The organism is Proteiniborus sp., from assembly GCF_040308045.1.
Classification (GTDB): domain Bacteria; phylum Bacillota; class Clostridia; order Tissierellales; family Proteiniboraceae; genus Proteiniborus.
This window is the reverse complement of the sequence record NZ_JAWRHZ010000004.1, coordinates 1-22,689: the sequence shown is the minus strand read 5'-3', so window position 1 is coordinate 22,689 and position 22,689 is coordinate 1. Positions and strand designations below refer to the sequence as shown.

18 protein-coding genes are annotated in these 22,689 nt (G+C 30.5%); all 18 read left to right on the top strand.

The window, feature by feature from the left end; all coding sequences use genetic code 11:
* The first annotated feature begins 46 nt into the window (after positions 1–46).
* The 18 genes from ABV008_RS00395 to ABV008_RS00310 all read left to right on the top strand — a co-directional run bounded on the left by ABV008_RS00395 (position 47) and on the right by ABV008_RS00310 (position 22,315).
* Positions 47–2,152 (top strand): polyribonucleotide nucleotidyltransferase, encoded by a 2,106-nt coding sequence (locus ABV008_RS00395; protein ID WP_352417835.1) that lies wholly within the window; start codon positions 47–49, stop codon positions 2,150–2,152.
* Between the two features lie 97 nt (positions 2,153–2,249).
* Positions 2,250–2,966 (top strand): polysaccharide deacetylase family protein, encoded by a 717-nt coding sequence (locus ABV008_RS00390; protein WP_352417834.1) that lies wholly within the window; start codon positions 2,250–2,252, stop codon positions 2,964–2,966.
* Between the two features lie 65 nt (positions 2,967–3,031).
* The gene (locus tag ABV008_RS00385; RefSeq protein ID WP_352417833.1) at positions 3,032–4,303 is read left to right on the top strand and encodes a M16 family metallopeptidase; all 1,272 of its coding nucleotides are present in this window, start codon (positions 3,032–3,034) and stop codon (positions 4,301–4,303) included.
* A gap of 138 nt (positions 4,304–4,441) precedes the next feature.
* Positions 4,442–4,720, top strand: coding sequence for a YlmC/YmxH family sporulation protein (locus ABV008_RS00380; protein WP_352417832.1), 279 nt, complete (start codon positions 4,442–4,444; stop codon positions 4,718–4,720).
* 79 nt (positions 4,721–4,799) lie between these two features.
* On the top strand, positions 4,800–5,999 hold the full coding sequence (gene dapG, locus ABV008_RS00375) for an aspartate kinase (protein WP_352417831.1): 1,200 nt from the start codon (positions 4,800–4,802) through the stop codon (positions 5,997–5,999).
* Positions 6,000–6,163: 164 nt separating this feature from the next.
* Positions 6,164–6,886: a ClpP family protease gene (locus ABV008_RS00370; RefSeq protein WP_352417848.1), complete on the top strand. Its 723-nt coding sequence runs from the start codon at positions 6,164–6,166 to the stop codon at positions 6,884–6,886.
* A gap of 279 nt (positions 6,887–7,165) precedes the next feature.
* Positions 7,166–9,463, top strand: a complete 2,298-nt coding sequence (locus ABV008_RS00365) for an FtsK/SpoIIIE family DNA translocase (RefSeq protein WP_352417830.1) — start codon at positions 7,166–7,168, stop codon at positions 9,461–9,463.
* Between the two features lie 33 nt (positions 9,464–9,496).
* Positions 9,497–10,543, top strand: a complete 1,047-nt coding sequence (gene mnmH, locus ABV008_RS00360) for a tRNA 2-selenouridine(34) synthase MnmH (RefSeq protein WP_352417829.1) — start codon at positions 9,497–9,499, stop codon at positions 10,541–10,543.
* A gap of 64 nt (positions 10,544–10,607) precedes the next feature.
* Complete coding sequence (pgsA, locus tag ABV008_RS00355) at positions 10,608–11,153, top strand: CDP-diacylglycerol--glycerol-3-phosphate 3-phosphatidyltransferase (RefSeq protein WP_352417828.1); 546 nt, start codon at positions 10,608–10,610, stop codon at positions 11,151–11,153.
* Positions 11,154–11,181: 28 nt separating this feature from the next.
* Positions 11,182–12,414: a competence/damage-inducible protein A gene (locus ABV008_RS00350; RefSeq protein WP_352417827.1), complete on the top strand. Its 1,233-nt coding sequence runs from the start codon at positions 11,182–11,184 to the stop codon at positions 12,412–12,414.
* Between the two features lie 97 nt (positions 12,415–12,511).
* Positions 12,512–13,552, top strand: a complete 1,041-nt coding sequence (gene recA / locus ABV008_RS00345) for a recombinase RecA (RefSeq protein ID WP_352417826.1) — start codon at positions 12,512–12,514, stop codon at positions 13,550–13,552.
* 259 nt (positions 13,553–13,811) lie between these two features.
* Positions 13,812–15,338: a ribonuclease Y gene (gene rny / locus ABV008_RS00340; RefSeq protein WP_502929723.1), complete on the top strand. Its 1,527-nt coding sequence runs from the start codon at positions 13,812–13,814 to the stop codon at positions 15,336–15,338.
* A 178-nt stretch (positions 15,339–15,516) separates the two neighbouring features.
* Positions 15,517–15,777 carry a stage V sporulation protein SpoVS gene (gene spoVS / locus ABV008_RS00335; protein WP_050354976.1) on the top strand — a complete coding sequence of 87 codons (261 nt, stop codon included), beginning with the start codon at positions 15,517–15,519 and terminating at the stop codon, positions 15,775–15,777.
* 209 nt (positions 15,778–15,986) lie between these two features.
* Entirely contained in the window at positions 15,987–16,829 is an 843-nt protein-coding gene (locus tag ABV008_RS00330; protein WP_352417825.1) for a PHP domain-containing protein, read from the top strand.
* On the top strand, positions 16,830–17,201 hold the full coding sequence (locus tag ABV008_RS00325) for a PadR family transcriptional regulator (protein WP_352417824.1): 372 nt from the start codon (positions 16,830–16,832) through the stop codon (positions 17,199–17,201).
* A gap of 97 nt (positions 17,202–17,298) precedes the next feature.
* A complete protein-coding gene (locus tag ABV008_RS00320; RefSeq protein WP_352417823.1) occupies positions 17,299–18,489 on the top strand; it encodes a pyridoxal phosphate-dependent aminotransferase in 1,191 nt (396 codons plus the stop codon).
* Positions 18,490–18,768: 279 nt separating this feature from the next.
* A complete protein-coding gene (locus ABV008_RS00315; RefSeq protein ID WP_502929722.1) occupies positions 18,769–20,343 on the top strand; it encodes a sodium/proline symporter in 1,575 nt (524 codons plus the stop codon).
* A gap of 199 nt (positions 20,344–20,542) precedes the next feature.
* Positions 20,543–22,315, top strand: a complete 1,773-nt coding sequence (locus ABV008_RS00310; protein ID WP_352417822.1) for a sigma 54-interacting transcriptional regulator — start codon at positions 20,543–20,545, stop codon at positions 22,313–22,315.
* The last annotated feature ends 374 nt before the right edge of the window (positions 22,316–22,689 follow it).

Here is a 22,689-nt window from a genome sequence, read left to right as displayed (position 1 = left end):
CGAGGCAATAATATTAATATACAATACATATTGAAGGAGGTAGAATATGGAGAGAACTTTTGAAAGTACAATAGGTGGAAGAAAATTATCAGTTACAATAGGTAAGGTAGCTGAACAAGCAGGTGGCGCATGCCTAGTTAGATATGGAGATACAGTTGTTTTAGCTACAGCTACTGCTTCAAAAGAGCCAAGGGAAGGAATAGATTTTTTCCCACTAAGTGTTGATTATGAAGAAAGACTTTATGCAGTTGGTAAAATACCAGGTGGGTTTATTAAAAGAGAAGGAAAGCCTAGCGAAAAAGCAATTTTAACTTCTAGACTTATAGACAGGCCAATAAGACCGTTATTTCCAAAAGATTATAGAAATGATGTGCAAGTAATTGTAACAGTGTTGTCAGTTGATCAAGATTGCACTCCCGATATAGTATCTATGGTAGGTGCGTCTGTTGCTCTTACAATATCTGATATTCCATTCAATGGTCCTACAGGCTCAGTGGCAGTAGGAATAATTGATAATAATTTTATTATCAATCCTACATGTGAACAAAGAGAAAAATCTCCATTGAGTTTAGTTGTATCAGGAACTGAAGATGCAGTAATGATGGTAGAAGCTGGAGCCAATGAAATAGACGAGTCTGTTATGCTAGATGCAATAATGACAGGACATGATGAAATAAAGAAAATATGCAAATTTATAAACCAAATAAGGGAAGAAGTAGGAAAACCTAAAAAGGAATATATAGCATTCCATGCAGATAAGGAAATTGAAGAAGAAGTTAGAGAATATGCTACAGAAAAAATGATAAATGCCATAAAGACAGAAGATAAGCAAGAAAGACAAGAAAACATTGATAATATAAAGAATGAAACTTTAGCCTATTTTATAGATAAATATCCTGAAAATACTGGAGATATTGAGGAAGTATTATATAATATTGTTAAGGAAGAAGTTAGGAGACTTATTATTGAAGAAGGAATTAGACCAGATAATAGACATGTTGATGAAATAAGAAAGATAACTAGTGAAGTAGGGATACTACCAAGAACTCATGGCTCTGGACTATTTACTAGAGGTCAGACACAAGTATTAACAGTTGCAACTTTAGGAGCTGCAGGTGACGTTCAAATCATTGATGGACTTGGGGAAGAAGAAGAAAAAAGATATATGCATCACTACAATTTCCCACCATTTAGTGTTGGAGAAACAAGATTTTTAAGAGGACCAGGAAGAAGGGAAATAGGTCATGGTGCTTTAGCAGAGAGAGCACTTGAGCCAGTTATCCCTAGTGTTGAAGAATTCCCTTATACTATAAGACTTGTTTCTGAAGTATTAAGCTCAAATGGTTCTACCTCACAAGCTAGTGTTTGCGGAAGCACCTTGGCTTTATTAGATGCAGGAGTTCCAATAAGTGCACCAGTTGCAGGTGTTGCAATGGGTTTAATGAAATCCGAAGATAAAGTTGTAATATTAACTGATATTCAAGGAATGGAAGACTTTTTAGGAGATATGGATTTTAAAGTTGCAGGAACAGAAAAGGGTATAACTGCAATACAAATGGATATAAAAATTGCAGGTATAGATAGAAATATATTAAAAAACGCTTTAGAAAAAGCAAGAAAAGGAAGACTTTTTATTCTAAATAAGATGAATGAGGTCATTTCAGAACCAAGAAAAGAATTATCGCCTTATGCTCCGAGGATACTGACAATGAATGTCAACCCTGATAAGATAAGAGACATCATTGGTCCTGGTGGTAAAATAATTAATAAAATTATTGATGAAACAGGAGTAAAAATCGATATTGAAGATGATGGAAAAGTAATTATAGCAGCAGAAAATATCGAGTTTGGAAAAAAAGCTATGAAAATAATTGAAAAAATAGTTGAAGAGATAGAGGTAGGGAAAATATACTTAGGAAAAGTTACTAGAATAATGCCTTTTGGAGCATTTGTTGAAGTGCTAAATGGCAAGGAAGGTTTAGTTCACATATCAAACATAGCTAAAGAGAGAATAAATAAAGTAGAGGATGTTTTATCAATAGGAGATGAAATATTAGTAAAAGTTACTGAAATAGACAATCAAGGAAGAATAAATCTCTCAAGAAAAGCTGCATTACCAAAAGAAGAAAAAGACGAAAATGAACAAAGATAAGGACATGAGCCCAAAGGTTTATGTCTTTTTTAATTATATTTTTAAAGTCAAAGAATACTTATATAATATATAACTATTATTAATAGGAGGTCAATAAATGAAAATAGTCTATATAAGATTCAAGACTTTAATTATTACTTTGATAGCACTAGTAATTATTTTGGCATTAACTATTCTTCTTATTTTTAGATTCTCAACAGACTCAAAAGAAACTTTTATTAATGATGATGTTTATTACAAAGGTACGGTAGATGAAAAGAAAATAGCTTTTGCGTGTAATGTAGATTGGGGGAATGAATTTATTCCTAGTATGCTTGACGTTTTTAAAGAAAATGATATTAAAATCACATTTTTTGTAACGGGAAGATGGTCTGAAAAAAATCCCGAGCTTTTAAAGATGATATATGAAGATGGACATGAAATTGGCAATCATGGGCATACCCATAGAGATTACAATTTATTAAACTACGATGATAATAGAGAAGAAATAAAAAAAGCTGATTTTATAATTAGCAATATCCTTGGAATAAAGCTAAAGTATTTTGCACCTCCTTCGGGAGCTTACAATAAAGAAACTATTAAAGCCGCCAATGACCTAGGATACAAAGTAATTATGTGGAGTATAGATACAATAGACTGGAGAAAGGATAGTACAAAAGATAAAATAATTAATAGGGTTATTAGTAAACACCATAATTCTGCAATAGTACTGATGCATCCTAAGGAGGAAACTGTTAAAGCATTGCCAATAATTATACAAAACCTAAGGGATAGGGGTTATACAATAGGAAGTATAAATGATATAATGAAATAAAAAGTGCACAAAAGTATAAAATATATTTTTAAATATAATACGCAATAATTAACTAGGAGGACAAAATGTACAATAAAGTAACTTTAGATAATGGCCTTAGAATTGTTACTGAACACATACCTTATGTTAAGTCAGTTTCCATAGGAATATGGGTAGAGGCAGGATCAAGAAAAGAGAGTGAAAAAAACAATGGGGTATCACATTTTATTGAGCATATGCTGTTTAAAGGCACAATGAATAGAAGTGCAAAAGAAATTGCTGAAGCTATTGATAATATTGGTGGTCAAATAAATGCATTTACAAGTAAGGAATGCACATGCTACTATGTTAAAGTATTAGATAATCATATTGATATAGCAATTGATGTATTATCAGATATGTTATTTAATTCTTTATTTGATAAAGAAGATATTATTAAGGAAAAATCTGTAATATGTGAAGAAATTAAAATGTATGAGGATTCACCCGAGGATCTTGTGCATGACTTGCTATCACAAACTATTTTTGATGGCAATTCATTATCTTATCCAATACTTGGTAGTGAAGAAACGCTTAATAAAATAACTAGGGATGATTTAATAGATTATTACGAAGCTTTTTATACACCTTCCAATACTGTTATATCTATCGCAGGTAATTTTGATTTTCGTGATACAATAGACATGATAAAAAAATACTTTGGAAAATGGACACCTAAACTCGATATAATTACTAAATATGATAAACCAACAATTCATCATGATATATCAAAAAAGAGAAAAGATATTGAGCAATTACATTTTTGTTTAGGAACTGAAGGCAGTCCTCAAGGACAGGATGATTTATATGCTTTGCTAATACTAAACAATATTTTAGGCGGTAGCATGAGTTCTAGATTGTTTCAAGATATCAGGGAAGATAGAGGATTAGTTTATTCAATATATTCTTATCCATCCTCATATAAAGATATAGGTATATTTACAATTTATGCAGCATTGAATCCCAATTACTTTGTAGAAGTAATAGATATAATCATGGAGAATATAAACAATATTAAGCAGCATTATTTATCAGATGAGGAGATTTATAAATCTAAGGAGCAATTAAAAGGCAATTATCTTCTAGGTCTTGAGAGTACATCTAGTCGCATGACATCAATAGGAAAATCCGAACTATTGTTAGGAAAAATAGTATCTCCTCAAGAAATAGTTTCAAAAATTGATAGTGTGAGGCTAAAAGATATAGTAAATGTAGTTGATAGAATTTTTGATAATAATAAGTTCAATATTGCTTATGTAGGGAAATTTAATAATGAGAAAGAATTAGATATTGAATTAAAAAGATTACTTTTCAAATAGTAATCTTTTTTTTGTATAATTTAATCATATTTGACCTTATCATAAATGATTAAACATAATAAATAAACTCGAAACATATCTTATATAAAATAAACACAAAAATCTATAACAATATTAGTAATATAAGGAGGCTTTTCAATGAAACTAAGTGAATTAGGTGGTAAAGAAATAGTAAATCTAAATGATGGAGGTAGGTTAGGTATAATTGCAGATTCTGATCTAATTATTGATGATAAAAGTGGCAAAATATTAGCATTGTTGGTACCTGACAGAAGGAATCAGCTAAGGATTTTTAGTACTACTAATGATAGAAATGGAATCGAAATACCTTGGTCATCTATAAGAAAAATAGGAAACGATATGATTATCATTGAATTAGATGAGGAAAATAGGAATAAGAGGATATTTACAGTATAACATCACAAAAGTATCGATAAAACATATAATAAACTATAGATAAACATAAAGCACTAACCCACATATTAGAGGTGAAAGTATGAATATAATTGTGCAGAAATTTGGGGGAACATCGGTTGCAAGTGAGAAGAACAGAAAAAATGTAGTAGATAGGGTAATAGAAAAAATAAATATGGGATATAAGGTGGTAGTTGTAGTTTCAGCAATGGGAAGAAAGGGTGCTCCCTACTCGACAGATTCACTAATTAACCTAGTTGATGAAAGAATTATTCAAAAGAGAGAATTAGATTTACTAATGTCTTGTGGTGAAATAATATCTGCAGCGATTTTGTCAAATCTTTTAAGTACCTCTGGCTATAATAATTCAGTACTTACAGGACTTCAGGCTGGTATTATCACAGATTATAACTTTGGAAATGCAAATGTAATAAAAGTGGTTCCCCAAAAAATTCTTGACACATTAAAGAAAGTGGATATTGTTATAGTTTCTGGTTTTCAAGGAGCTACAATAGATGGGGATATTACCACTCTAGGAAGGGGTGGCAGCGACACAAGTGCGTTGATTCTTGGAGAAGCAATTGGATGTGAATATGTAGAAATATTTACTGACGTGGACGGGATAATGACTGCAGATCCTAAAATAGTTCCAGGTGCTCAATTAATTGAAAAAATATGTTATTCAGAGGTCTATCAGTTAGTAGAAGAAGGTGCAGGAATTATTCATCCAAAAGCAGTTGAAATAGCTAAAAGATGTAATATAAAGGTAATTATAAAAAATGCTTCTTCTAACTGTATAGGTACGATTATTGAAGACTGTTGCAATGTAGAAAATTATATAAATCCTTCAAAAAACATCATTACTGCGATTACTTATAAAAAAAATAGAGCCCAAGTAAATGTGTACCTAGGTGAAAATGATGAACATTTAAAGAGAATACTAAATATAATATCAGATAATAAAATTAGCATCGATTTGATAAATTTTTTATCTGAAAGGAAAATATTTACTGTGGATAAAAAAGATATTCAAACAGTTGAAAATATTCTTCATACAGAAGGGTATAAACATAAAATCATTAATAATTGTAGCAAAATAAGTGTTATAGGACATAAGATGAATGGTTTACCTGGTGTAATGGCAAGAATAGTAAAAGCATTATTAAGTGTTGATGTTTCAATATTACAATCCTCCGATTCACACACTACTATTTGTTGTCTTATAAAAGAGGAAGACACAGAAAAATCTTTAAATGCTTTGCATAAAGAGTTTATTAAATAATTTTTTAAAGTAGACTATTTAGTCTGCTTTAATTTTGCATAAGCATATAAATTCTTGTTTAGTAAAAACTATATTAATAATGAGCTTTTCATTATCATAAGAAAATATGATATTATACAAAGGAGGAAAAATAAATAATGGTGGATAAATACAATTCGAATTTTATGTTTTTTGGTAACAAAGAAAAAAATGAGGAACAGGGAGAAAGTAATATAGAACAGAACGACAAGAATGAGGAATTAGAAAATGTAAAAGCATTTGGTACTCCTAATCTTCCAACGACTCCTCAAGATATACAATTCATTTCAATTATTGGAGAAGTAGAAGGACATTTAGTTTCACCTCCTCAGAAAAAGGCAACAAAATATGAACATATTATGCCCCTATTAGTGGCAGCTGAGCAAAATCCAGAAGTAAAGGGAGTTTTTATTTTTCTAAATACTGTTGGTGGAGATGTTGAAGCTGGCTTAGCTTTATCAGAAATGATTAACAGCTTAAGTAAACCTAAAGTCTCTCTTGTTCTTGGAGGTGGCCACAGTATTGGTGTTCCTTTAGCAACTTCTAGCGATTATTCATTTATTACACCAACAGCTACAATGACTATTCATCCTATTCGAATGACCGGATTAGTTATTGGAGTTCCTCAAACATTTAGGTATTTTGAGAAAATGCAGCAAAGAATAATCAATTTTATATTAAGAACTTCAAACATAGACAGAGAAACACTTTTAAGACTAATGTATGATACCGATGAAATTGCAAATGATGTAGGTACCATTCTCATTGGAGAAGAAGCAGTTAAACATGGTTTAATAAATTCTGTTGGAGGTTTTTGTGATGCATTAAAAAAAATTAAAGAACTTATTGAAAAGAATAAAGGTAATTAATTTGAATAGAATATTTATATGAATTATGTTATAATTACAACGTAAAAGTGTTAATGACAGTCATTAGCACTTTAATTTTATGCAAGGGGGAGCATACATGAATTGCAATTAAATTTTTAATAAAGATATTAGAGAAAGGAAAACTTTATTATTTCTCATATTATTTATGGGCTATTGGTGCTATAATCATAATTAAACAATTTATATAGAACAAGTATTATTTGTTTTTTCAAAAGGAATTTAACTTCCTCTGTAGAAATACTCCTTAGAGGTGATTACATGACTAAAGCAAAAAAAAGATCGAGTACTAGGGACAATAATAAATCAAAAAGAAATATTAAAGTAGAGATTGCTGGTATATTAATTGTTTCCATAGGACTTCTATCCCTATTAAGTATGTACAGTAAATCAACTGGTTACATAGGCAATTTAATTAAAAAGTGCTCAATATTAATAGCTGGACTAGGGGGGTATGTCTTTCCAGCTATAATATTACTATTGGGCTTTCTTTTTGTTTTAAATAAGATTGATTATATGAAAAAAGCAGTAGCTATTGTTATTACTTACTTTGGCCTTTTAACAATTCTAGATATAAATTTTATTTCATTTACTGAGGGACTATCTTTTTTAGAAAGAGTTAAATTTTCAATTGATGTGAATAATTCGGCTCTTTCTATGGGGAACTTAGCTTCAGGAGGTGGAATCATTGGTTCCTCTTTATCTTTTGTTTTCTTAAGCTTATTTGGAGCTATTGGAGCTTATATTGTTATTATAGCAATAGTTTTAATATCTTTTCTATTGTTTACAAATATAAGTATAATATGCTTCGCAAAAAATATTTTTAATAAGATTATAGAAATATTTAAATCTGGCTTTAATAGTATCAAGAACTTCATATATATTGATAGTAAAGAAAAAAAGGATTCACAAAATACTAATAAGAAAAATAATCCAAACTTAATAAAATTAGTTGAGCATAATGAAAATAACAACTCTGATATAGTTATTTCTAGTGAAATTGACAATAAGATTAGAGTTTTAGATTATACTAAAACTGCAGAAGAATCTAATTTAACTGTTGAGAAAACAGAAGAAAAATCTTTAGAGAAAGAAGAACTAAATATTGATGCTTCAAATGAAACTCTGAGACAAGAGAGTTATGATAATTTTAGATTACCAGATTTAGAATTACTAAAAGATATAAAAACGAATATAAAAGGCACCGAAAAAAAAGAAGTATTATTAAATGCAAATAAATTAATTGATACTCTAAATAATTTTAGCATTGAAGCAAAAATACTTCAAATAAGTATTGGCCCAAGTATTACTAGATACGAGATACAGCCTGCCCCAGGTGTTAAAGTAAGTAAGATAGTAGGTTTGACTAATGATATTGCACTTAGTTTAGCATCTTCAGATATTAGAATGGAAGCACCAATACCAGGAAAATCTGCTATTGGAATAGAAGTTCCAAATAAGAATAAGGTAGGTGTAGGACTAAAAGAAATACTAGAATCAAAAGAATATAGTGAGATAGACACTTTTATACCATTTGCTTTAGGTAAAGACATTGCAGGCAATCCAATTGTTACCAATATAGAAAAGATGCCACACTTACTAATTGCTGGAGCAACAGGTTCCGGGAAAAGTGTTTGCATAAACACATTAATAGCAAGTATTCTTTTTAAAGCAAAACCAGATGAGGTAAAACTAATGCTTATTGATCCTAAAGTTGTAGAACTTAGTGTTTATAATGGAATACCACACTTATTAATTCCAGTTGTTACGGACCCTAAAAAGGCTGCTTTTTCACTTAATTGGGCAGTTCAAGAAATGACTAGACGATATAACTTGTTTGCAAAGAATAGTGTAAGAGACTTAGATTCTTATAACAATAAAGCTATAAATAATCCAGAAATGGAAAAGCTCCCTCAATTAGTGATTATTATAGACGAGTTAGCAGATTTGATGATGGTCTCAGCTTCAGAAGTTGAAGATTATATTTGTAGACTTGCCCAAATGGCTAGAGCTGCAGGCATTCATTTAATTGTAGCTACACAAAGACCATCAGTCGATATCATTACTGGAACAATTAAAGCTAATATTCCTTCAAGAATATCCTTTGCAGTATCATCTCAAGCAGATTCAAGAACGATTTTGGATATGGGGGGAGCTGAAAAGTTACTTGGTAAAGGAGATATGCTATTTTATCCTGTTGGAGAATCAAAACCTGTTAGAGTTCAAGGAGCTTTTATTAGTGAAGAAGAAATTAACAACTTAGTTGAATATTTAAAAAGTCAGTGCAGTGCACAATATGAAGAAAAAATAGTAGGAGAAATAAATAATAACTTTAAATTAAGCTCGAGTGAATCTGATGAATTATTACCAAATGCTATTGAAATAGTAATTGATGAAGGTCAAGCTTCGATTTCGTTGCTTCAGCGCCGATTGAAAATAGGATATGCAAGGGCAGCAAGAATAATTGATGAAATGGAAGAAAGAGGGGTTGTAGGTGGATATGAAGGAAGTAAGCCTAGAAAAGTCTTAATTACTAAAGAAGAATTTGAGAATAATTAACAAATTAGATTTGAATAATAAGAAGGTGAACTAATGATAAAAGAAATAGATATAGAAGAATCTTTACATCGAAAAGATTTATTTTTTATAGATGTAAGAAGTGAAAGTGAATATGAGGTAGATACCATCCCAGGAGCAATTAATATGCCTATTCTTAATGACAGCGAACGCGAGCATGTTGGATACGTTTATACACAAATAGATAAAGATGAAGCTAAAAAACTAGGTCTTAAATATGCTTCTGTCAAACTTGTAGATTTCTACGAAAAAGCTAAGAATATTAACAAAGACAATAAGAATATAGCACTATTCTGCTATAGAGGAGGAATGAGAAGTAATTCTGTCGCTAATGTACTAAGCACTATGGGGATAAATTTGTTTTTAATAAAAGGTGGATACAAAGGATACAGGAAATACGTCTTAGAAAAAATACCTAAATACGAAGGGAAGTATAAGTATATAGTTTTGCATGGTTATACAGGCGCTGGCAAAACAAAGATATTAAAAGAGCTAGAAAATTTAGGGAAATCAGTACTTGATCTAGAAAGTCTTGCTCAAAATGCTGGTTCGGTATTTGGTAATATAGCTTTTGAAGGTAAATCAAATTCACAGAAAAAATTTGAATCGTTACTTTTAAGTAGATTTGAAAGTATTTCAGATGTCAATGTATTTATAGAAAGTGAAAGCAAGCGAGTAGGAAAAGCAGTGCTTCCAGATTTTTTATTTAATGATATGGAGAAAGGATACCATGTTTTAATTAATACTGAGCTAGATAAAAGAATAGAAAACATAGTTGATGACTATATAAGTAGTACTTCCTATACTAAAGATACAGAGATAAAAGATGCTATAGATAAGTTAAGAAAAAATTTAGGTAATGAAAAAGTTAATATGCTTATTGCAGAATTAGAAAAGAAAAATTATCCACTTATTGTAAAAGAACTTATGATAAACTACTATGACCCACTATACAAGTATTCTATAGAAAAACTAGATAAATATGATAAGGTTATTAAATACTCCAATGCTATAAATGTAGCTATACAATTAATAGAATTTGTTAATTCTTTAAGCAAATAAAAGTTTTTAGATTAGATAATATTGAATATTAAAAAATATTATAATTTGATAGGGGATGTTTATATTGAATTTGGCTAACAAATTAACCATCATTAGAATATTTCTAGTTCCTGTTTTTATGCTTTTTCTAATATTTGAAATTCCGAATGGTGACTATATAGCAGCAGGCATTTTTATAATAGCCGCCTTAACAGATACTTTAGATGGGTATATTGCTAGAAGCAGAAACCAAATTACTAAATTTGGTAAATTCATGGATCCATTAGCAGATAAACTACTAGTTTCAGCAGCTTTAATCTCTCTAGTTGAAATGGGGAAACTCCCTGCATGGATTGTAGTTATTATTATAGCGAGAGAATTTGCAGTTACGGGATTAAGAGTTATTGCAGCTTCAGAAGGTATTACTATTGCAGCAAACTGGTGGGGGAAAATTAAAACAATAACACAAATTATTTCTATTGTTTCTTTACTTATAAATAATTATCCTTTTAGCATAATAGGATTTCCTTTTGATAAGTTAGCAGTGACTTTAGCAGTTGTTTTCACTATAGTTTCAGGTATCGATTATTTTTATATCAACAGAAAGGTTTTTGCTGTAAGTAATAAGTAGCAACAATAAGGACAATGAGGTGATTAGTATGAAAGCAGAAATAATTTGTGTTGGAACAGAATTACTTTTAGGCAATATTATAAATACTAATGCTAAATTCTTATCCAGAAGATTGGCAGATATTGGCATAGATGTTTATTATCAAACTGTTGTAGGAGATAATCAGAAAAGAATACTAGAAACCACTTTGAATGCTTTAAAGAGAGCTGATATATTATTATTTTCTGGTGGATTAGGCCCTACAGAAGATGATTGTACCAAAGAAGTTGTATGCAAGGCAATTAATAGGGAGCTATATCTTGATAAGCAAATACTAGAAAATATCAATTGTTTTTTTGAACAAAGACAGTTTCCAAAATCAAATAAAAAACAAGCATATGTTCCAGTAAATAGCAAAGTATTAAAAAATGATATAGGAACTGCACCAGGGTTTTATATTGAAGAAGGTAACAAAACTATAATTTTACTTCCCGGCCCCCCAACTGAACTGACCTTAATGTTTGATAAATATGTAATACCAAAATTAAACTTTATATCAAACTTTACAATTAAATCAAGAGTGATTAAAACAATAGGAATTGGTGAATCGTCATTAGAAGAAAAAATAATAGATTTAATTGATTCTCAGTCAAATCCAACAATTGCAACCTATGCAAATAATGGACAAGTGGATATAAGGATTACTGCAAAAGCTGATAATGCTGATAAAGCTGATGTTTTGCTTAATGAAATAGAGCATGAGTTGGATTTAAGAATTAAAGACTACATATATAGTTATGAAAATGAAAGCATAGAAGAAAAAGTGTTCAAAATGCTTTATGAAAGAAAACTAAAAATAGGATTTTGTGAATCTTGCACAGCAGGACTTACAACCTCTATGCTAGCAAGTGTTCCTGGCGCTTCTGAAGTTCTGGAAAGATCCTATATAACTTATAGCAATTTATCAAAAATTGATGAAGTTAGCGTTAGAGAGAGTACTCTCAATAAATACGGGGCAGTTAGTAAAGAAACTGCCACTGAAATGGCAAAAGGTCTTTTGAAAAAGTGCTCTATAGACATAGGTGTATCAATTACCGGTATTGCTGGTCCAACAGGTGGAACTAAAAATAAACCAGTAGGACTTGTGTATATTTGTCTTGCAACTAAAGATAAATCTTTTGTACTTGAAAAAAAATTTCACGGTAATAGAGAAGAAAATAGAGTTAGGTCAGCAAAAGCTGCTTTCAATTTGGTTAGAAAATATCTACTTAACTTAATTTAATGTTTGACTATTACTAAATCCTGTTATATAATTACAATAGAACGTTTGTTCGAATATTGGTAAAGGTGGTGAGTCCCAGTTTTACTGGGAATTCTCTATGCTAGAAAAAAAGAAAGCTTTAGAAATGGCAATAAGCCAAATTGAAAAACAATTTGGAAAAGGCTCCATAATGAAGTTAGGTGAGGACTCAAGACTTAATGTTGAAGCAGTATCCACAGGATCTCTAGATTTAGATATTGCAATAGGAATAGGCGGGCTTCCAAAAGGAAGAATTATTGAAATCTATGGACCTGAATCTTCAGGTAAGACAACAGTAGCTTTACATTCCATAGCAGAAGTGCAAAAGTCTGGTGGAACTGCAGCCTTTATTGATGCTGAACATGCCCTAGATCCTAGTTATGCAAAAAATCTTGGAGTTAATATCGAAGACCTAATAGTATCACAACCAGATACTGGAGAACAAGCTTTAGAAATTGCTGAAGCCTTAGTAAGAAGCGGAGCTGTGGATGTAGTAGTAGTAGATTCAGTTGCTGCCTTAGTTCCTAAAGCAGAGATAGAAGGAGAAATGGGAGATAGCCATATTGGTTTGCAAGCACGATTAATGTCTCAAGCCTTAAGAAAATTAGCTGGAGCTATAAAAAAATCTAATACTATAGCTATATTCATTAATCAACTGAGAGAAAAAGTTGGAGTTATGTTCGGGAATCCCGAAACAACCACTGGTGGTAGGGCATTGAAATTTTATGCCTCTGTAAGACTAGAGGTTAGAAGAGTTGAATCATTAAAGCAAGGAGAAGAGATTATCGGGAATAGAACTAAAGTAAAAGTAGTTAAAAATAAAGTTGCTCCTCCGTTTAAACAAGCAGAATTTGACATCATGTATGGTACTGGTATTTCAAAGGAAGGAAATATTCTAGATGTTGGAGCAGCTGCTGAAATTATTAACAAATCTGGTTCTTGGTATAGCTATGAATCAAATAGATTGGGACAGGGTAGAGAAAATGCAAAAGATTTTTTACGCGAAAATGTTGATATAGCTAGAGAAATAGAAGAAAAAATTAGAGAAAAATACGGTCTTAAAAATACTACTCCGATTAATAAATCTGATGAAGTAAGCAATGAAGAAGAAAAAAAATAATATTAGACAAATGGCGGATTGATCGCCATTTTTTATTTACTTGACATATAAATTAAAAAGTAATAAAATAAAGTCGTATAGCAGTATATTCAAATAATAGTAGTATAAAAGAATCAACAAAATAATATGCAGGATCTCATAAGCCGAGATTTCTCGGTTTATATTTTTTAAACTGCTTATTGTACTTTGATGAAAATGTTTTAAGAAACGAAACTTGAAAACTGAATAGTAAAGGAGGTGCTTTATCATTTTACCACTAGTGATTGCAGGAACTGTTGGAGGTATAGCAGTTGGGATTGCTTTAGGTATATATCTAAGGAAAACAATTGCTGAGGCAAAGATAAAAAACGCAGAAGAAGAAGCTTCTAGAATAGTAGATGAAGCAAAAAAGCAATCAGAAACTTTAAAGAAGGAACTACTTCTTGAAGCAAAAGAAGAAGTTCATAAATCAAGAAATGAGTTAGAAAGAGAGATTAGAGAAAGAAGAATGGAAATTCAGAAGCAGGAGAGAAGATTGCTTCACAAAGAAGAATCCATTGACAGAAAAAGCGATACTTTAGAAAGAAAAGAAGAAATATTATCAAAAAAAATAAAGGACTTGGAGCAAAAAGAGTTAGAAATTGCCGAGTTAAATGCTAAGCAAGTCGAAGAATTAGAAAGAATTTCCGGACTTACATCAGATGATGCTAGAGAATTATTATTAAATGATATTAGAAAAGAAATAACTCATGACGCTGCCATAATGATAAAAGATATTGAAAACAAGGCAAAGGAAGACGGAGAGAAAAAGGCAAGAGAGATAATAGCTTATGCTATTCAAAAATGTGCTGCTGATCATGTAGCAGAAACTACAGTAACAGTAGTTTCCTTACCAAATGATGAAATGAAAGGTAGAATTATTGGTAGAGAAGGAAGAAATATTAGAACCCTAGAAACTCTAACAGGTATTGATTTAATAATTGATGATACTCCAGAGGCAGTTATTCTTTCTGGATTTGACCCGATTAGAAGAGAGGTAGCAAGAGTTGCACTTGAAAAGCTTATAATTGATGGTCGTATACATCCAGCTAGGATTGAAGAAATGGTAGAAAAAGCCAAGAAAGAAGTAGACAACCATATTAGAGAACAAGGAGAACAAGCTACATTTGAGACAGGAGTACATGGACTTCATATAGAAATAATTAAGCTTTTAGGTAGATTAAACTATAGAACTAGTTATGGGCAAAATGTACTTAAACACTCTATAGAAGTATCTCACTTAGCGGGACTTATGGCTGCCGAACTAGGTGCAGATATAAAAATTGCCAAGCGAGCCGGTCTTTTACATGATTTAGGGAAGGCTGTTGATCATGAAGTAGAAGGTCCTCATGTTACTATTGGAGCAGATTTATTAAGAAAATATAGAGAATCTAAAGAGGTAATACATGCCATGGAGGCACATCATGGAGATGTTGAACCAGAAACTATTGAAGCAGTTTTAGTGCAGGCAGCAGATGCAATATCAGCTGCAAGACCAGGAGCAAGAAGAGAAACATTAGAAGCTTATATTAAAAGATTAGAAAAGTTAGAGGAAATAGCTAATTCCTTTGAAGGTATTGAAAAATCCTTTGCAATACAAGCAGGTAGAGAAATTAGGATTATGGTAAAACCTGAAATCATAAATGATGATCAGATTATTCATACTGCTAGAGAAATAGTTAAAAGAATAGAAAATGAATTGGAGTATCCTGGACAAATTAAAGTAAATGTTATAAGGGAAACAAGAGCTATTGAATATGCAAAATAGAGAAGACTATGTCTTCTCTTTTTTAATACGATAATTTCGGAATACATAAATTTAACGAAAATAATATTATTATTAAATATTTTGAAAATATTTAGTTGGGAAAAGAGGATTTTTTTGTTATTTGTAGAATACTATTATCATGTTGCAATTAATAATATTATTTAAGGGGGCTATTTTAATGGATGTATTAAAAGTATCAGCAAAATCAAACCCAAATTCTGTTGCTGGAGCATTAGCTGGTGTATTAAGAGAAAAAGGCGCCGCAGAAATTCAAGCAATAGGTGCAGGTGCTCTAAACCAAGCAGTAAAAGCAGTAGCTATTGCTAGAGGATTTGTTGCTCCTAGTGGTGTTGATTTAATTTGCATACCTGCATTTACTGACATTGAGATTGATGGGGAAGAGAGAACAGCTATAAAATTAATTGTTGAACCTAGGTAATTAGAAAAGCCTGCATAGTATGTGCAGGCTTTTTTATATAACTTCTGTTTTATAGGTTTCTTATAATAATAATATTTAAATATCAAGCATAATGAAATTAATATACATATAAATTAATTAATATAACATAATTAAAGTATGCGGAGATAATAATTTGAAATTATACGATTAACTTTGGACAATACGCTAGGAAAGGAATGACAATTCTTATGAAGAAGGCTGATTTACACATACATACTACATTTTCTGATGGCTCTTTAACGCCTAATGAGATTGTAAAGTGGGCATCGAAGAAGAAAGTGCATGCAATAGCAATAACTGACCATGACACCGTTGAAGGCATAAAAGCAACTATTGAGAGCGCAATACTATATGATATTATTACAATAGCAGGAATTGAAATTAGCTGTACCATGGAGGAAGAAGAAGTACATATATTAGGGTATTTTATTGATTATGAAGACAATAATTTACTAAACATGACTAAATTATTAAAAGAATCTAGAGAGTCTAGAGGAGAAAAGATTATTGAGAAGCTTAACTATTTAGGTTTTGAGATATCATTAGAAGACGTCTATGATATTTCTGGTACTGGTGTTATAGGAAGACCACATATTGCTAAGGCAATGATTAAGAAAGAATATGTAAACACAATTGAAGAGGCGTTTGGAAAATATTTAAATAGGAATAAACCTGCATATGTAGAAAGGTATAAGCTTTCAATAGAAGATGGAATTAACCTAATACATAGGGCAGGTGGTGTAGCTGTGATTGCACACCCAGGGCTTGTGAAAAGTAAAAAAGTTATTTATGAAGCGATAAGATTAAATGTAGATGGGATTGAAGCAATTCATTCTAAACATTCGGAGCAAGATGTAATTAAATATAGCGAAATTGGCAACAAATATAATCTTATAATTACTGGTGGTTCTGATTTTCATGGTAATTATAACAATAATGTACCAGTATTAGGTGATTACTATATAGATTATGAGCAAGTAATCCTCTTGAAGAAAAAAGCAAATTCTATAAGGAAAGGAGAGATAGAGTAAATGTATAAAAACGAGAGAAATAGGCAGTTTCCATCCAAAATTAGCACTACTTCATTTGTAAAGCTTTACATATTACACTTATTGCTGGAAAGAAGTTATTATGGTAATGAAATAATTGATGAAATAAAATCTAGACTCAATAACAGATGGGAGCCTAGTCCAGGAATGATATACCCTCTTTTAAGAGAATTGGAAGAAAATAATTACATACAAGGTTGGTGGCAAGAACCAGATAAAAGATCAATAAGATATTACAAAATAACTGACATGGGATTTGAGCATTATAAAAAAATTAAATTGCTGTATAAGCCTATTTTTGAAGATTCACTTACAATAATAAAAAATACATTAGCGGATATTTATAATAATTAATTTTCATAGTCCATTTATCTTGAGAGGAATTTCAATTTTTATGTAGAAATTATTTTATATTAAAATATAAGATAATTATTTAAGGAGGACAATTGTTATGAAATTCAATCTTTCATCAAAAGCATTAAAAATATCTCCATCTATAACCTTAGAAATAACAGCAAAAGCAAAAGAAATGAAAAGCAAAGGAATTGACGTAATTGGTTTTGGTGCTGGAGAACCTGATTTTGATACACCTGATAATATTCAATATGCAGGAATAAAAGCAATAGAATCTGGTAATACAAGATATACCGCAACCTCTGGTATTTTAGAATTAAAAGAAGCTATATGCAAAAAATTAAAAAATGATAATAACTTAGAATATAAACCAAGTAATATTATTGTATCAAATGGAGCTAAGCACTCAATTTTTAATGCTCTATTTGCTATTCTTAATCCAGGCGATGAGGTAATCATGCCCATTCCTTATTGGGTAAGCTATCCTGAATTTGTAAAATTATCAGATGGAGTACCAGTTCCTGTCGAAACAAGAGAAGAAAATGATTTTAAATTTGATTTAAATGACCTAGAAAATGCCCTTACTCATAAAACAAAGGCCATTATTTTGAACAGTCCTAGTAATCCAACTGGTACAGCCTATAGTTATGAAGAACTTAAAAATATAGCTGAATGGGCAGTGAAAAATAAAATTTTTGTAATATCTGATGAAATATATGAAAAGCTTATATATGATGGTCATACACATATAAGCATAGCCTCATTTGGTGAAGATATAAAAAAACTAACAATTTTAGTTAATGGTATGTCAAAAGCTTATGCTATGACTGGCTGGAGAATCGGCTATACTGCTGCAGACGAAGAAATAGTTAAAATAATGACTAATGTACAGAGTCATACTACTTCTAATCCTTGTTCTATCTCACAGTATGCAAGCGTTGCAGGATTAACTGGAGATCAATCAGTTATTGAAGATATGAAAAAAGAATTCGTTAAAAGAAGAGATTATATGGTTGATAAAATTAATTCTATTAAAGGGCTATCATGTAGAAAACCCATCGGGGCTTTTTATGTAATGGCAAACATATCTAATCTAAAAGGAAGCACAATTAATGGAAAAACTATTAATACATCTCTTGATTTAGCTAATTTACTTCTCGAAGTAGCAAAAGTAGCAGTTGTCCCAGGATCGGCCTTCGGGGCTGATGATTTTATTAGGCTGTCATATGCAACCTCTATGAAGAATATTGAAGAAGGATTAAGAAGAATAGAAGATATTTTAAAATAACTGAAAAGAAAATAAAAATATTTGAATAGTTTTATTCTAATGTAAAAGATATGAACTTAGTTCATATCTTTTGCATTTTTAGCATATAAGTCATTACTATAACAAAATTAATGAGACATTTGAATCAAGCTGTTGTTAATTAATTATCAATTATTGCCAATATTCTGAATATTATGATAATATGATTATAGTCTTATAAGGAATTTTTAGTTTTATAAAAAATAATTGAAAGGAGGAAAGCAAGAGAATAGTTTCATCAAATAAAAAGGGGGATTTAACTTGGGTAATACAGGGAAGGTCCAGATTTTGATTGCCATGTTAATCTATATGGCAGTGGTTATCGGCATTGGTATACGTTACGCAAAGCGTGCTAGTGAGAGTAGCGAAAACTTTCTTATTGGGGGCAGATCACTAGGTCCATGGGTTACTGCTATGGGAGCTGAAGCTTCTGATATGAGTGGATGGCTCTTAATGGGACTTCCAGGGGTTGCATATTGGTTTGGTTTAAGTGATGCAGTATGGACTGCAATTGGACTTGGGGTAGGCACTTATTTAAATTGGTTATTTGTGGCTAAAAGGCTTCGTAGATACTCTACAATTGCAGGAGATGCAATAACAATTCCAGACTTTATTAGCAACAGATACAAAGAAGAAAAGAAAGTTATAGCAACAATAGCAGCACTTTTCATTTTGATATTTTTTACTGTTTATGCTGCAAGTTGTTTTGTTACCGTAGGTAAGCTATTTAGTACTTTATTTGGTTTAAAATATCAAGTTATGATGATTGCAGGTGCTCTATTCGTAATCGCTTATACATTTATTGGGGGCTTTTTAGCTGAAAGTGCATCTGATTTTATGCAAGGAGTTGTAATGTTTTTTGCTTTAGTCTTTGTGTTAGTAATGGGTATTTCTGTAGCTGGTGGTATTACAAATATAATTAAAAACGCAAACGAAATCCCAGGTTTTTTTAATTTCTTTGGAATTGCACAGCCTAAAATTGTTGATGGGGTTCAGCAAATTGAATCGGGTAAGCCTTTATTTGGTGCTGCAGGTAAATATGGATTTTTAACTATAATTTCAACACTTTCATGGGGATTAGGTTATTTTGGAATGCCTCAGGTTTTATTGAAATTTATGGCTATTAGAAAATCAGAAGAGCTTACTCTATCTAGAAGAATTGCAACTGTCTGGGTTGCTATTTCACTTACTGCTGCAGTAACAATAGGTATTATGGGCAGAATTCTATATCCTGATGCATTGTTAACTCAAAGCGCATCAGAAAGCATATTTATCTTAATGTCAACCAACTTCTTCATTCCTTTATTTGCAGGAATTGTTATGGCAGGAATACTTGCAGCAACTATTAGTTCATCAGATTCTTATTTACTAATAGCAGCTTCAGCATTTTCTAAAACAATTTATCAAGGGCTTATGAAAAAAGAGGCTACTGATAAAGCTATTTTGTACGTTACTAGAGTTACATTACTTGTAATATCTATTATAGCTATGATAATAGCTATAGATGAAAATAGTGTTATTTTCACAGTAGTTTCATTTGCATGGGCAGGTTTTGGAGCAACATTTGGACCTATTATGCTGTTTTCATTATTCTGGAAAAAAACAACAAGGGCTGGAGCTATTGCTGGAATGATATCAGGAGGAGTAATGGTATTTATATGGAAGCTAATCCTAAAACCTATGGGAGGAGTTTTTGGAATATATGAATTATTCCCAGCTTTTGTTACATCATGCATTGTTATTACTATAGTTTCTTCTTACTCTAAAAAGCCATCACAAGAAGTATTAGATGAATTTGAACTTGCAAAAACAACAGAACTTGCAATAACAAAATAGCACAGTTCTAATATTATTGTTTTTATATTTATAAAAGCCGTATCATCTTAAAATGATACGGCTTCTATCATAATGAATCAGCAATTTATTATTAGATATAAAAATCGTTTATGATTATAATAAGAAGTACTCATCATATATCTAAGATTTGCTTTTAAAAAACACAAAGCTTTGATATTATAAAGCTAGGGGTGAGAACATGGAGCTTATTAATACAATTATAGATACTATTAAGGCAGAGAATATTATGGATAATGATATTTTAAAAGCATGTAAGGTACATAATGTCTATAACTTAATTAAACTTATGAAGCACTCGAAAACAAGTACTATTATAATAATCGATAATGACATTCAAGAAAACAATAGAGAATTTATTCTTACTTCTGATGATATAGTTAATATTATTTATGAGGATATATCCGTAGAGAATTATTTAAAAAGAAAAGCTATTACAGAATATAAAAGTGTAAAAAAAGGTGACTCAATAGGTAAAGTAATAAATTTAGTTTGGGAAGGTTATGATAAAATAATACCTGTGTGTAGCGATAGTAGAATTGTAGGACTAATTCACCCTAAAGATATTATATATTTTTATAATAAATTGCTATCGAAAACACAAAATCTTTTTTATAAGATTTTAGATAATATTCACGATGCAATATGTGTAGTTAATAAAGAGTCAAATGTATTAATATGGAATAAAAGTGCAGAAAACTTATATAAAATTAATAAAGAAAAGATTTTTAACAGAAAGATACAAGAAATTTTTCCAAGTGCTTTACTGCCTAGAGTATTGGCAGATGGAAATTCTTATGAGAATATATTTAATAGTCCTAGGGAAGGATGTTATAATATTATTAGTGCAAAACCTTTAATAGATAGTGAAGGTATAATTGGTGCTGTAAGCTGTGATAAAGATGTTTCGGAATTAATTAAAATGTCCGAATTATTAAATAAGACTCAATCAAATCTAAAAGTTCTAGAAAACGAGGTTTCAAACCTTAATGAAAGTAGGTTCGCATTTTCTCAAATTATTAGTAATGATGAAGATTTCAATAAAATAATAGAATTCAGCAAAAGAATTTCTAAATCAACAATAAATGTATTGATAACAGGAGAAAGCGGTACAGGAAAAGAAGTTTTTGCACGAGCCATTCATATAGAAAGTGGACGCAAGGGCTATTTTGTTCCTATTAATTGTAGTGCTATACCTACCGAATTAATGGAAAGTGAGCTTTTTGGGTACAAAGGTGGAGCTTTCACAGGTTCTTCTAGAGAAGGAAGAACTGGTAAATTTGAATTGGCTCATAATGGAACAATCTTTCTTGATGAAATTGGAGATATGCCTATTAATATGCAACCTAAAATTTTAAGAGTAATAGAAGATGGCATAATAACTAGAGTAGGAAGTGAGAGCTCTATTAAAATCGATGTTAGAATTATTGCTGCAACAAATAAAAACTTAAGAAACTTAATGGACAATGGCTTGTTTAGAAAAGATTTGTATTATAGACTTAATTCAGTGTTAATAGAGCTTCCTCCATTGAGAAAAAGAAAAAAAGATATACCTTTGTTAATTGATAAGTTTATAAAGGATTTTTGTATTGCTTATGGTACAAATATTATTGAAATTCCATCAAAAGTCTTGAATATATTAGTGGAGCATGATTGGGAAGGAAATATTCGTGAACTTAAAAACTTAATTGAAAGAATCGTAATTCTATCAAAACATAATAAATTTGATATAAGATATTTACCTAATGATTTAATTAATTTAAGTCAAAATAATCCTTTGGTAATAACCAAAAACGACATTGATTTAAACCAAATTATGAATAATAAAGAAAAAGAAATAATATTAGAAGCGTTAAAAGATAATAATAATAATAAGCGCAAGACTGCTGAAGCTCTTAATATTCCGAGAAGTACCTTATATTTTAAAATGAATAAATATGACATAAATATATAAAACATATGTCAAATATCTGACAGCGTGTCAAGTATTTGGCATATGTTTTCTTTTTTTTGATAACCTGCTATTTATACATATAAACACTATTTTATTACAATATTTACAACAAGGATCTTCAAAATTATGTCAATTTTCTGACATCATAAATTTCAACTTAGCTAAAGCTCCCATAAGTACACATTTAATATAATCCAAAGTTGGTATGTTTATTGCTTTAATATATTTATATTGTAGTATCTCGAAAAGTAACTGAAAAAACCAATGGTAATATTAACAAAGGATATTGCTGGTAAAGAGTAGATAATTTAAGAGGTAAAATAATTTGAACCTTGAAAAACGCATATTGTAGTGATTGGATAACCTAAAAAAGG